Genomic DNA, 12,392 nt, shown 5'->3' with positions numbered 1-12,392 from the left:
CGCCCGTGTGGTCGGTGCCGCGGTGCCGCGGTGGCGAGCCGTGGCCGGCCGTCGACCCCGAGGGGTATGCGGGCGACCCCGCCTGCGACGGCGGCACCCTCCTCACGTCCCGGGCGCTGAAGCTCCTCGAAGCCGACGAGCCGCGCCGCCCGCCGCCCGCGGCCCGCTCGACGTCTTCACCGAGGCCGCGGGGCTCGACCGGGAACGGGCCGGAGGGCGGGCCCAGTTGCCCGCCGTCCAGGCCGCGTTCCGGGGTCGCCACGGGGCCGGGCCGGTGCGGAGCGCCCCCACCCGGTCCCGCGGAGCCGGCACCCCGGTCTTCACCTCACCGGGTCACCGGTCCTGCGCGAGCTCGTACAACTCGCGGAACCGGCCGCCCGGGACGGCCACGAGCTGGTCGAAGGAACCCTGCTCCACGATCCGGCCGCCGTCGAGGACGACGATGCGGTCGGCCAGACGGCAGTTCTCCATCCGGTGCGTGACGATCACCGTGATGCGGTCCTCCTTCATGTCCCGCAGCCCGGAGAAGACCTTGTGCTCCCCGCGGGGGTCCATCGCGCTCGTCGGCTCGTCCATGACCAGGAGGCCCGGCTTCCGGTGGAAGGCCCGTCCGCAGGCCAGACGCTGCCACTGCCCGCCGGACGGTTCGTGGCCTCCCCAGACCGACCGGGCGAGCAGCGTGTCCAGACCGTCGGGGAACTGCTCGACGGCCGTGCGCATGCCGACGGCGTCCAAGGCCTCCCAGACGGCCTCCTCGCCGCGCGGGCCGGGCTGGCCGAGGGTGATGTTCTCCCGCGCCGAGAACGGCCAGTAGCCGTAGCTCTGCGTCACCAGGCCGACGTGCCGCCACGCCGTGCGCTGGTCGGCGTCCGAGGTCGGCACGCCGTCCCAGGAGACCGTGCCGGCGGTCGGGGCCGTCAGCGAGGTCAGCAGCCGGATCAGGGTGGACTTCCCGGCGCCGTTCTCCCCGACGACGGCGACGACCTCGCCCCGTGACAGGGTCAGGGAGACGGGCCCGAGCGCGGGCGCGTCCTTGCCCGGGTAGGTGTACGCGGCCTCCTCCAGCCGGATCTTCTCCGGAGCGGTGTCCATCACCTGCGGGCCGCGCGGCCCGGAATGCTCGGCCGCGTCCTTCACGAAGAGGGCGTAGTCGCCGAGGTACAGGGCGTGCTGGAACATCGCCGCCCCGTACACGACGAGCGAACTGAGGGCCGCCGTGGACGTCCGCATGGCGACGATCGCCGTGCCCGCCGCGGCCAGCGCCATGTACCCGCCGATGACGAGCCCGGCCAGCGCCCCGTACGTGGCGACGACGAACACGCCCGAGGCGGTGGCGGCGATCAGGTACACGGTCAGGTAGCGGGGCGCCGAGCTGACCATCTTGGAGTCGATGCGCTCGCAGACGGCCGCGTACCAGTGGTGGGCGTACGGCCGCATGCTGTTGCCGCGCAGCTCGTCGGCGAGCTTCGGCGTGGTCAGGTGCCAGCGCATCATGTGTTTGATGTTGCGGGAGGCGATCGTCTGGTTGTGGAGGGTGTAGTCGAGGCGCGCGGCGTAGACCGAACCGAGGCCGCGGGGGACCACCGACAGCAGGAGCAGGGGCAGCAGCACCGGGTGCACGACGGTGAGCACCGACGCGACGGCGACCATGTCGATGAGGCCGCCGGTGAAGCCGAGGGCGTCCTGGAGGAGCATGGCGGATCGGGCGGACCCGGTCTCGGCCGCCTCGGAACGCTCGGTGAAGTCGGGGGCGTCGTAGGCGGCGAGCTCCACGTCCATGTGCGCGTCGACCATCGCGAGGTCGGCGAGGGTGGCCATCCTGGGGGTCAGCCGGCGGGCCGCGCTTCCCGAGGCGATGGACGCCAGGGCGCCGAGGGCGGTCATCGCCGCGGCGATGACCAGCGGACCGGAGGCGGCCGAGATGCGCTCCTCGACGCCGCCCCCGTTCAGCAGCGGGACCATCGCCCGCGCGACGGCGGCCAGCGCCGCGGCCGTACAGATCCCGCCAAGGACCTGGGCGGCGACCAGCACGGAGAACGCCGGGCGGTTGACCGCGAGCGCGAGGCGGGCCGTCTGCGCGAGGGCCGAGGGGACGCGCCGGGCCATCTGCCCGAGGGACATGGCCTCCATGGTCCGGTTGTGCTGGCCCCAGGTGTACGTGAACTCCGGTGGGGCGGGCGGTGCGGCGGAACCCGCCGTGTCGTCCTGCTGCTCGGACATGATGCTGCTCCTTCAACTGGGCTGACGGGACAGCCGGTTCGCCCCATCCGGGCACGGCGAGGACGCCCGTCTCCGCGGGGCGGAGGGGCGGTTCGCGGGGTGAGGGAACTGGAGGGAGTGAGTACAGCGCAGGCCGGAACCCGGAGCAGCGGGATCTGGCCGACCTTTCGCCGTCGGCGGCCGCGGCCTGCCCGCGCCTCGGATCCGGCGGTGGCCGCAGGGCCGGGCCGACAGGAGCGGGAGGTTGGCCGGAACCCGCCGGTGGGCCGGGTCGGCCACCGGAAAGGGCTTGCGGCGGCGTCCGCGACGTCCGCAGGGGGTCCGCCGGCCCGCCGGGGGTCCCGGCTGCGGGGGCGCCCTCCCGCCGGACCAGGGTTGCGCCAGAAGAGTGAAGAAGAGATCCGTTCAGGGTGGTGTAAGGGCCCGGCAGTCCGGGGAGGAGTGGGTCGGGCGCCCCTGAGGGGGGCGCCGGTGCGGTCCTCGACCGGGCCGCGCACCGACGTGAGCAGAGGGACGGGTATGGCCAACGGCACCGTGAAGTGGTTCAACTCCGAGAAGGGCTTCGGCTTCATCGCCCAGGACGGTGGCGGGCCGGACGTCTTCGCCCATTACTCGAACATCTCCGGCAACGGATACCGCGAGCTGGTGGAGGGCGAGACGGTGTCGTTCGACATCACGCAGGGCCAGAAGGGCCCGCAGGCGGAGAACATCGTCCGCGGCTGACCACGGAACCGCCGCCACGGTTCCCGTCCGACGGCGCCCGCACCTGTGTGCGGGCGCCGTCGGCATGCCGGCCGCCGTTTCTCGGACCGGGACCGCGGACGCCGCGCTTCGGACGTCGTGGTCGCGGACGCCGCCCGTCCGTGCGACCGGACCGCAGGATGTACGGATGAACGGGTGACCAGCAGCGGCGGAGACCGCCGGGAACTCAACCTCTGGGCCGCCGACTGACGTCGGAGCGCGTGGAGTTGCGGCTGCCCGAGCCTCTGGGCGAGGCCGGGCGGCAGAACTGGATCGCCCGGCTCGACCGCGAGGCCCGCGCCGCCGCCCGGCTGAAACATCCGGGGATCATCACCGTCCACGATCGGATATCCGGCTCCGACGGACGGTCCTGGATCGTGATGGAGTTGGTGGACGGCGGGTCCCTGGCCGACCTCATCGAGGCACAAGGCGCGCTCACGCCCCAGCGGGCCGCCGAGGTCGGGCGGCGGGTGGCCGCCGCACTCGGTGCCGCGCACCGGATGGGGATCACCCACCGGGACATCAAGCCCGCCGACATCCTGCTCGATGGGGACCGGGTCGTCCTGACCGACTTCGGGATCGCCGCCCTTGAGGGAGACATCACCCTCACCGCCACCGGCATGATCATGGGGACGCCCGCCTTCATGGCGCCCGAACAGGTCCGGGGCCTGCCCGCGACGGCCGAGTCCGATCTGTGGTCCCTGGGCGCGACGCTCTCCGCGGCCGTGGAGGGCCGCCCGCCGTTCGAGGGGACGGCCCCGAGCGCGGTCCTGGTCGCCGTCGTGACGGAGGAGCCGGCCCCGGCGGTGCGGGCGGGGATGCTCGGTCCTGTACTCGACGGACTGCTGCACAAGGATCCGACCGCGCGCCTGACCATGGATCAGCCGCAGGCTCAGCTGAACGGACCCGCCGGCGCGGCGCCGGCTCGCGACACAGCGAAACCCGTTTCGCTCCCACCCCCCGCGATCCCGGCGCGAAGCCCCCCCGTGAAGCAGCCGGCGGCGCGGCCCACCGCCGGGCCGGGACCCGGCTCGCGCCGACGTTTCTCACCGTGGGCCAAGCTGGGCGCGACGGTACTGGTGATCGGGCTGGTCTTGACTGCCTCGGAAATCCTTGACCAGCGGGCCGGCGACGGCAGCACGTACGAGGCCAACCGGAGTGTCCCTCGGTCCGCCCTCCCGGGGAACCCGTGAGTTACCGCTCCGTAAGGCGCGTTGGTCGACCGAGGCGTCCCCCGTGCCGTCCGGCCTCCGCTCCGCCCCGCTCCGTGGCCCGTCCCGGTCAGTTCGGCGCCGAGACCGGTCGGGGCGCCGCCTGCGGCGTGTCCCCGACGAGGCCGGCGACGTGGTCGGTGATCGCATCGAGGAGGTCCGGCGAGGCGGCGTCGGGGCCCAGCACGAGCAGGCTCAGGGTGAGGCCGTCGGTCATGGCCGCCAGGTAGCGGGCCAGCGCGGGCACCGGGATCCGCAGGGCGATGTCCATGCTGCGGCAGAGCTGCCCGATCAGCTCGGTGTACGTGTCGGCGTACAGCTCGTACTGTCGCCGGGCCAGGTGCTCGCACCCGGGCTGACGCAGGGCGTACTGGGTGAGTTCGTACGTGAGCATGTGTTCGCCGGGGTGGGCCGCCACATGGTCCCAGTACGCCTGGAAGCCCGCCCGGACGGTTTCGTGGAGGGTGGCCCGGGGCTGGATCGCCTCCTTCACCACGCCCACGTAATGGTCGGTGATCGTCGTGATGACCGACTCCAGCAGGGCCCGCTTGGAGTCGAAGCAGTAGTGGAAGACGCTCAGCGACACGCCCGCCTCGGCGGCGATCGACCGGGTCGTCGTACGGGCGACGCCGTCGCGGGTCATCGCGCGGATCGCGGCCTCGGTCAGCTGACGGCGCCGGTCGGCCGACGGCATCCGTGCCATGGTGGTTCCTTTCGCTTGCAAGCCGCCGGGGCCGGCCGGATCGGTTCGTGCGATCCGGCCGGCCCCGGCCCCGGCCCCGGCCCTGATGGTGCACCGTGCCGTCAGCTGCTGTACACGCCGACCTCGTGGACCGAGTAGCCCCACTGGGTCGCGCGCTGGAGCCCCTGGACGCGGAGGTAGCGCGCGGAGACCCCGGAGAAGCGGGCGGTGTCCAGGCCGCCGTCGCCGGCCGTCGTGGACCAGACGGTCTGCCAGGTGCTGCCGTCCGTGGAGGCCTCGATGCGGTACGCCTTCCCGTACGCGGCCTCCCAGTCGACGGTGACGCGACCCACCCGGTGCGCGGATCCCAGGTCGATGCGGAGCCACTGGTTGTCGTTCCACTCGCTCGCCCAGCGCGACCCCGGATCCCCGTCCACGGCCCGGCCCGCGGAGAAGTTCACGAACGGGTTCCACCACTCCGCGCTCGACGCCGAGGCGGCCGAGCCCTTCGCGAGGTTCACCCCGGCCTTGTGCCGCTCGGAGTTGCCCCAGGTGGTCAGGTAGGACTCGGCGCCCTTGAAGAGGTCGTCCACCACCTCCTGCCCGCCGACGAGCCGGACGTCCTCGATCCAGTCGGGGACCAGACCGTAGTGCGAGGCGCCGTCCGTGTTGAGGTCCCACGTGCGCTGCCCGGTGGTCTGCTTGTCGATGACCGAGCCGCCGTCCGTGCTGCGGAAGGGGTAGCGCACCGGGTTCGGGGTGTCCGCCCCGCGGGGCCCGGGCCAGCCGCCGACCCCGTTCATGTCGGTGCCGTAGCCGTACCCGACGCCGTACTTGTCCCGCAGCGCGTCCGTCCGCTTCGCCTCGGCGCTGAACGCCTCGGCACCGCTCATGTACTGGGCGATGAAGCCGCCGAGCCGGTAGAGGCGCTCGGTCCAGTCCAGGTCCATCCAGCTGTGCGAGGAGATCACGCCCGGGTACGACTCGGACTCCAGGATGTCGAAGGCCCGGCCCGCGGCCTTGACGCTCATGTGGTCGATCTCCAGCATCATCTTGCGTTGCATCATGCCCCGCAGCGCGTACTCGCCCAGTTCGGTGAGCCCGCGCGTATTGCACTGCGCGTCCGCCGCATAGGAGGGGACCGCCACGCCCGCGGGGAGCTCCTTCTCCGCCGAGGGCGCCGCCGCCAGCCCGATGGGGTTGTCGTGCTGCGGGCCGGTGCACTTCTCGGTCTTCCAGAAGGTCCCGGTCGACAGGAACTGGCCCACGTTGATCGCCGTGCCGAGGGCGCCCTGGTCGAATCGGACCCCGCACAGGGCGTTGTCGAACTTGTGGCACAGGAACATGCTGCGCACGCCGAGCCGGTGCAGCTCGTCCAGACCGCGGTCGATGTCCTCCCTGCTGCACTGCGCGATGTCGAGGATCTGCTTGCAGCCGAACGGCTCGGAGGTCTCGACGCCCAGGATGACGGCGAGTTTGCCCTGCTGGATGACGTCGCGGGCCTGCGCGGAGTCGGTGACGATGCGGAACCAGCCCTTGCCCGCCCCGCCGTACATCTTGTCGACGAAGGCCTGCATCTCGTACGTCTTCTGTGCCTCCAGGCGGATGGCGGTCATCTCGTCGCAGCCGCGGTCCTTGAAGAAGTAGACCGAGCAGATCACGCCGTTGGTGACGAGGTCGTTGACGAGGACCCGCTGGCCGCCGCGCCAGGCCCGTTCGACCCAGGCGTAGTAGTTCTGCTGGTGGGTCAGGGAGTCGTGGGCGGGCCAGTCCTTGAAGGTCGGCCAGCCGTCGGGGTCGTGCTTTCCGTCGCCGCCCTTGGTGATGAAGTCGAAGATCGCGAGGGAGCCGTCCGGGTAGTGCTCGGGGCAGTCCTTCAGCGCGTCGGCCACGCCCTGGTCGGAGAACGGCTTGCCGCAGATGAGGCGGCCGCCGAAGCCCTCGTTGGACATCAGGTGGTCGTGCGCGTCGACGAAGCCGCGCACCTTGCCCTGGGAGTCCGTCCCCTTGAAGGGTTCGCCCGTGACGTTGATCTCGGAGTCGGGGGCCGGCCGCGCGACCGGGTTCCACCAGCCGGGGTCCGCCGAGGAGCTGGCCGCGGGGCCGAGCACCGAGGCCACCACGGCGAGGAGCAGCGCCAGCACCGCGAGGGGCCTGCGCCGGGTCCTGTGGTGCGGGTGTCCACTCATGGTCATCACTCACGTCTCGGTTCGGCGGGACGGCGACTGGATTGTCATGGCCCGCCCACATGGTGAGACGAGAATCGCGACCACCGCCCACGGAGTCAAGAGTCCGGGACAAGTGACCTGATGCGACGTCAGAATGCGGCAGGTTCAGCCGGACCGGTGCGCGCGGCAAGGACCGCCTGCCACCATGGCTCCGGGTCACTTTCCCCACGACAGGAGCGGAGCACGCATGCGCCACCGATTACGAGGGCCCGCCGTGGCCGCACTGGCCGCGACGCTGCTGGCCTGCGCCGGCTGCTCGGGCGGGTCACCGGCCGCATCCGCATCCGGTTCGGCCTCCGCACCCGGTTCGGCCGCGCCCGCCTCCGCTACGCCCTCGCCGAGCGCGGCCCCGGTGTCGGCGCAGCCCACCCCCTCCGCCGCGGTCCCGACCGTGGCGGTTCCGAGCCATGACTGCGTAAACACCGGGGCCATGGATCCCGGGAAGCTGGCCGGCTACCTGGCCCGGCTGAAGAGCAGCAGCGGCTCCTACGGCAGCACGGCCCTGAAGCTCGACGGCGACGGGCTGATGTTCGAGCCCGACCCCTCGGAACGCCCCTGCGGGCCGGTCGCGTTGACGCTCAGCCGGTACTGGGTGGACCTCACTCCCGGCGGGGCGCCCTCCGGCATGCCGGGGTCGTCGCGGACTCAAAAATTCCGGTACAGCCTCATGGACCGGCCCGCCGTCTCGGTCGGTCCGCAGGACGGCGTCGTCGAGGGCACCGTGCCGCCCGGCTCGCTGAGCTGCCGGGGCTCCCTGTCCGTGGTCCACGTCGGGCCGGAGATCGCGGAGGACGACCTGCCGTACGACCTGCAGATGCCGACCTCCTATTCCGCCGCGGGCCGCGGTGCGATGGCCGTGAAGGTCAAGGCGGACGGCGCCCTCGTCGCGACCTTCATCCCGCCGTCCGCTCCGCAGGACTGCTGAGCGAGCTGCCGAGCAGGGCCGCCGGGAGCCCGGCCGTCGCGGGCCCGGCGGTCCCGGAGGTGGGGGCGGCCCTGCGGGGTCGGTGGGGCCCTGCAGGGCCTGTGCTGGTGCGGCAGTTCGTCTCGGGCGACGCCTCGGACAACCCCTCGTTCGTCGCGGGCACCCTCTTCGCGATCCGCTGGAGGCTCGGAAAACTCCTCGGCCGGGACGGCTCCGGCCCGGCCGGTGTCTCCCGGGGCCGCGTCGCCGCGCGAACGCCTGCCCGCGGACCTACGCGACGCACCCGGACCGGACTTCCCCGGCGTCCCGTTCACAGTGCTCTACCTGACCGGCGACGAGTGGGCGGCGGAGGCGGTCAACCGGACCGTGCACGCGGTGCTGCACCAGGGCTGGGTCCAGGACGAGACCGGCCACCACGGCAGGCCGGCCGTATGCGTGAAACCCGACGGCTGGTTGGGCCGGGCGGACATGGCCGCGATCGCCCCCCTGCGGCACCGGGCCCGGCGGGCCGCCCCGAAGCCGTGCCGGACCAGGGCAGCCGTCACACCGTCCTCAGGAGATCGCGTACCACTGGCTGGCCCAGCCGGTGTTGATGGTGCTCGTGGACTGGTCCGCCAGGTTCACGGTCGCGGGGAGGGAGGTCTGGCCGGTCAGGAGGGTGCTGTACCGGAGGTTCGGGGGCGTCAGACCGGCGTTGACCGAGATGCCCGCCCCCGTGGACTTCAGGGTGAGGGCGTTGGTGGCCCAGTTGCCGTTGAGCAGGAGCGCGATGAAGTAGGTCCCGGGGGCGGCCGTGAACGGCTCGGCGAGGGCCAGCGGCTTGGCGATCGGGTCGATCATCAGCTGGGGCGAGATGTCCGGGGTGGCTGCGACGAGGCTGCCCTTCGCGTCGTACACGCCGAGGTAGCAGTTGGCGAGCTGGGCGTTCGGGTCGAGACCGGCGAGGCCCAGCCAGATGTTCGACCAGGAGATCTGCTCGCGCAGGACGATCCGTACGAGGGTGATCCGCCCGCCGACCCCCGCCGCCGACTGGGCGGTGACGTGCCCCGCGTCGTTGGGATCGCCGGTCCACGCCAGCAGGTTCTGGTCCTGCGGCCGTGGGCCGTCGAAGCCGGTCCCGCCGGCCTGCGCGGGCGCCGGAGCCTGGGTGGTCGCCGTCCCGCGCGGGCTCGCGCCCGGTGCCGTACAGCCGGCCAGGAGGAGCAGCGCTGCGAGCGCGGTGACGAGGCCGGTCGTGGCGGCGGTGGTGCGGGTGCGCATGGTCCCCCCATGAGGTGCTGATGTACTGACGGGACATGGTCACATGCGCCCGGCCCGCGCTTGTACCCGGAACGGCGGCCGGCCCGTCCCGCGCCCCGGGTCAGGCGCCGACGAAGCAGAATTCGTTGCCCTCGGGGTCGACCATGGCCTGGAAGGAGCCCTGGTCGTCGGTGACCGCCCCGCCGGCCCGGACGGCGCCCAGGCGCACCGCCTCGACCGTCGCGGCCTCGACGTCGTCGACGGCGAGGTCGAGATGGAGGCGGTTCTTCACCGCCTTGGGCTCGGGCACCGGCTGGAACGCCAGCCGTGCGAACCCGGGCGGCTCGACGTGCGACCAGCCGCGGGCGCGGTCGACCGGTTCACCGCCGAGCAGTTGCGCCCAGAAACGGACCAGGGACTTCGGGTCGCGGCAGTCAACGACGATCTGATGCAGGTGTGTACGCATGGCCGGGAGCCTACGACGACACCTCCCGTGCTCGGTCCGCCCCCTCGCCCAGAGCCTCGCGCGCGCTGCTCACGCCTGGACGGGTCACTCCGGCACGGGCCCTGCCGGAAGATGGTCAGGGTGGTCGGGCCGGGCCGGGCGGGCAGGGTGGTCGGGCCGGCAGGGTGGTCTGGGCGGGCCGGGCGGAGCCGGGGGCGGTCACAGGGAGCGGCTGAACTCCAGCCGGTCGGCGAAGTTCTCGTACCCGGCCCTGGCGAACGCCTTCGCCATCGCAGTGTTGGCCCCGTCGCAGTCCCCGCGAAACTCCTCGGCGCCGTTCGCCGCGAGGATCCGCGTACCGCGGACCACGGCGGAGGCGGCGTACCCCTTGCCGCGGTGGGCGGGCGCCACCCCGACGAAGCCGATCACGGCGACGGTCGGGTTCACCGCGGGCAGGCTGATGACCGCGGGGGTGCCGTCCGCGTCGAAGCCGATCTCCCGCCACTGCGGCTCGTGCTCCAGCTCGGGCGTGTCCGCGAAGAGTTGCTCAGCCGCCCGCCGCGCCCCGTACCGCTCGACGTCGGCGGCCAGCCGGGCGTCCGCGGTCTCGGCGAGGAGGTCCGCCAGGAGTGCGACGAACGGTTCGTGGCCCAGATCGGCGAGGGAGCGGAACGTCAGCCGGGCATCGTCGGGCGGCAGTTCCCCCTGGACCCGCAGCCCGAACCTCCGCCCGTCACGGACGACCCGGAAACCGGAAGCCCGCAGGAGCTCCCCCCGCCGCTCGGGGCCCCGCTGGAACTGCGGTGCCTGCGCGGGCGAGTCGACGACGTGCTCAAGCTCCTGCGCACCCAGCTCGCGCGCCTTCGCGACCGCCGCGTCCAACAGCGCGCCCCCGATCCGCTCACCGTCGTCCGGGGCCTCGAACAGGACGAGGGCGTACGGGATTTCCTGGCCGGGCAGCGTCCCCAGCACCACGCTGCCCACCAGTCGCCCCTGGCCGTCATCGGCGACCAGGCACCACTCGGGACGGGTGCACCGTGCGTCCAGCAATTGGCCGAGGTAGGCGCGGGTCCCCGCGTTCCGCTCGGCGTCGTCGGGATACTCCAGCAGCGCGGGCAACTCGTGGGGGAGGGCGGTACGGATCGATGTCACGGACAATCCTTCACGGTGCGGCGGGGATTCGATGTCGTCCGGCGAATCCAGTCGTGGGCCACCCGGAGGGGCCAACGGTTTGTGCGACGCCCTGCGCCGTACCCCCGGCCCCCCGCTCAGGCCCCCGGGGTCGCCGTCCCCGGCAGGCCGGCCCACCGGCGCAAGGTGGCCACCGCCTCCTCGGCCTCGCCCGGGGGCAAACCGGCGATCGATATGTGGTGGTTGGCGTCGACCACCTGGAAGAGACGGGAGTCCCGGGTGCCCCTGCCGAGACGGAACGGCTCCGCGACCGCCACGTCGTTCTCACCGTTGACGAACATCAGGGAGCGGCCGTCGCGGCGCACCCAGCGGTCGACGTCGGCCATCGCGTTGGGCTGGAACCGCAAGGGGATGTCCTTCGGTACGTACGAGCGCATCTCCTGGACGCCGGGATGGTGCAGGAGCCCCTCCAGGTGCGGGGCGGCGAACTGCGGATACCCGAGCTGGGTGCCCAGTTGGTAGAAGTACGGTGTGAAGGCTTCGAGGGTCTGGTCCGCGTAGACGGGGAGCTGGGTGACCTTGGCGATCCAGGCGTACACCTCGTCGTCCGTCGCCGTGACGCCGGGTACGGACACACAGCCTGCTGCGGGCTGGTGCATCCAGAACATCAGCGGAAGGCGCAGCACGGCCAGCTCGAACGCACGGTCCGCACCACCGATGATCTGGAAGGTCCTCTGCCCGGCCGCAGCCCACTGGCCGTACCGTGCCGTCATCGCCTCGCGACGTATCAGGGCCTGGCGCTGAACGGCCTTGAGGGCTTCGCGGCACTCGGGGGTGCCGACCTGTTCGAGCCGGGCGTCGTAGGCGGTGTCGTCGCGGTCGTCCGTGTTGTTGGGTGCCGCGTAGGCGACCGTCCCGGCGACATCCTCCGGATAGAAACGGCGGTGATAGACCGCCGCCATGCCGCCCTTGCTGCCCCCGGTGGAGATCCATGCACCCCGGTACACCCTCTTGAGGGCGGTGACGAGGCGGTGGTGGTCACTCGCCGCCTGCCAGATGGTGAGGTGGGACCAGTCCGGGTCCGCAGGGCGCGAGGTCCCGAAGAACCGCTGCTCCGTGGTGATCTGGTTGGCATCCAGCAGTTCGGTGGGCTCGGTCGGCCGCTCCGGTGCGGAGCCGAGTTCGTATCCGCTGGAATAGAGCACCGTGGGACGCTGGACCGACTTGTGCACCAGCGTCAACCGCTGTTCGAAAGAACCCCGGCCCGGATGACGGTGATCGTTGGGCTGGCGATAGGCGAGGTCGAGCACGGTCCGACCCGGAGCCGCGGACCGTTCGCCGAGCAGGCGCATTCCGGGCACGGTCTGGATCCGGGCGCGGATATCGTCCGTCGGAGAATCGGCCATGGCCGAAGGGGACGGGGTGGTTGCGGTCAGCACCGTCATCACGACCAGGGTGAGCAGGCGTTTCATCGAATTCCTCATGCCTCCAGGCAACCGCAGCTGCTCCGGCAGGACATCCCCCGCGCGAGGGCGGCCTACCCCCCATATGGGGGTGGACAAAACCGATG

11 protein-coding genes and 1 pseudogene are annotated in these 12,392 nt (G+C 72.3%); 4 read left to right on the top strand and 8 right to left on the bottom strand.

The window, feature by feature from the left end; all coding sequences use genetic code 11:
- Positions 1 to 333: 333 nt before the first annotated feature.
- Entirely contained in the window at positions 334 to 2,220 is a 1,887-nt protein-coding gene (locus ACFWUZ_RS12500; RefSeq protein ID WP_384371157.1) for an ATP-binding cassette domain-containing protein, read from the bottom strand.
- A gap of 519 nt (positions 2,221 to 2,739) precedes the next feature.
- Between ACFWUZ_RS12500 and ACFWUZ_RS12495 the strand changes: the two genes are divergently transcribed.
- Positions 2,740 to 2,943, top strand: coding sequence for a cold-shock protein (locus ACFWUZ_RS12495; protein WP_031138221.1), 204 nt, complete (start codon positions 2,740 to 2,742; stop codon positions 2,941 to 2,943).
- 239 nt (positions 2,944 to 3,182) lie between these two features.
- A complete protein-coding gene (locus ACFWUZ_RS12490) occupies positions 3,183 to 4,154 on the top strand; it encodes a protein kinase (protein WP_384371155.1) in 972 nt (323 codons plus the stop codon).
- Positions 4,155 to 4,242: 88 nt separating this feature from the next.
- Here the strand turns inward: ACFWUZ_RS12490 and ACFWUZ_RS12485 are convergent, their stop codons facing one another.
- The 3 genes from ACFWUZ_RS12485 to ACFWUZ_RS12475 all read right to left on the bottom strand — a co-directional run bounded on the left by ACFWUZ_RS12485 (position 4,243) and on the right by ACFWUZ_RS12475 (position 7,514).
- On the bottom strand, positions 4,243 to 4,875 hold the full coding sequence (locus ACFWUZ_RS12485) for a TetR/AcrR family transcriptional regulator (RefSeq protein WP_384371153.1): 633 nt from the start codon (positions 4,873 to 4,875) through the stop codon (positions 4,243 to 4,245).
- 101 nt (positions 4,876 to 4,976) lie between these two features.
- Positions 4,977 to 7,049 carry a discoidin domain-containing protein gene (locus tag ACFWUZ_RS12480; RefSeq protein WP_384371150.1) on the bottom strand — a complete coding sequence of 691 codons (2,073 nt, stop codon included), beginning with the start codon at positions 7,047 to 7,049 and terminating at the stop codon, positions 4,977 to 4,979.
- Positions 7,050 to 7,238: 189 nt separating this feature from the next.
- Positions 7,239 to 7,514 carry a hypothetical protein gene (locus ACFWUZ_RS12475; protein WP_384371148.1) on the bottom strand — a complete coding sequence of 92 codons (276 nt, stop codon included), beginning with the start codon at positions 7,512 to 7,514 and terminating at the stop codon, positions 7,239 to 7,241.
- On the opposite strand from ACFWUZ_RS12475, the gene ACFWUZ_RS12470 reads away from it, so the two are divergent.
- Positions 7,513 to 8,007 carry a hypothetical protein gene (locus tag ACFWUZ_RS12470; protein ID WP_384371145.1) on the top strand — a complete coding sequence of 165 codons (495 nt, stop codon included), beginning with the start codon at positions 7,513 to 7,515 and terminating at the stop codon, positions 8,005 to 8,007. The genes ACFWUZ_RS12475 and ACFWUZ_RS12470 overlap by 2 nt on opposite strands.
- 225 nt (positions 8,008 to 8,232) lie before the next feature.
- Positions 8,233 to 8,493, top strand: a pseudogene (locus ACFWUZ_RS12465) (DUF2867 domain-containing protein); the annotation flags it as partial.
- A 66-nt stretch (positions 8,494 to 8,559) separates the two neighbouring features.
- On the opposite strand, the gene ACFWUZ_RS12460 reads toward ACFWUZ_RS12465, so the two are convergent.
- The 4 genes from ACFWUZ_RS12460 to ACFWUZ_RS12445 form a co-directional block, all read right to left on the bottom strand.
- Positions 8,560 to 9,267 (bottom strand): hypothetical protein, encoded by a 708-nt coding sequence (locus tag ACFWUZ_RS12460; RefSeq protein ID WP_384371143.1) that lies wholly within the window; start codon positions 9,265 to 9,267, stop codon positions 8,560 to 8,562.
- 100 nt (positions 9,268 to 9,367) lie between these two features.
- Entirely contained in the window at positions 9,368 to 9,712 is a 345-nt protein-coding gene (locus tag ACFWUZ_RS12455; RefSeq protein ID WP_384371141.1) for a VOC family protein, read from the bottom strand.
- 198 nt (positions 9,713 to 9,910) lie between these two features.
- Entirely contained in the window at positions 9,911 to 10,843 is a 933-nt protein-coding gene (locus tag ACFWUZ_RS12450; protein ID WP_384371139.1) for a GNAT family N-acetyltransferase, read from the bottom strand.
- Positions 10,844 to 10,959: 116 nt separating this feature from the next.
- A complete protein-coding gene (locus tag ACFWUZ_RS12445) occupies positions 10,960 to 12,306 on the bottom strand; it encodes a S28 family serine protease (protein ID WP_384371137.1) in 1,347 nt (448 codons plus the stop codon).
- Positions 12,307 to 12,392 lie beyond the last annotated feature (86 nt).

It is taken from the genome of Streptomyces sp. NPDC058646 (genome assembly GCF_042716875.1).
Classification (GTDB): domain Bacteria; phylum Actinomycetota; class Actinomycetes; order Streptomycetales; family Streptomycetaceae; genus Streptomyces.
This window is presented reverse-complemented; position numbering and strand designations above follow the sequence as displayed.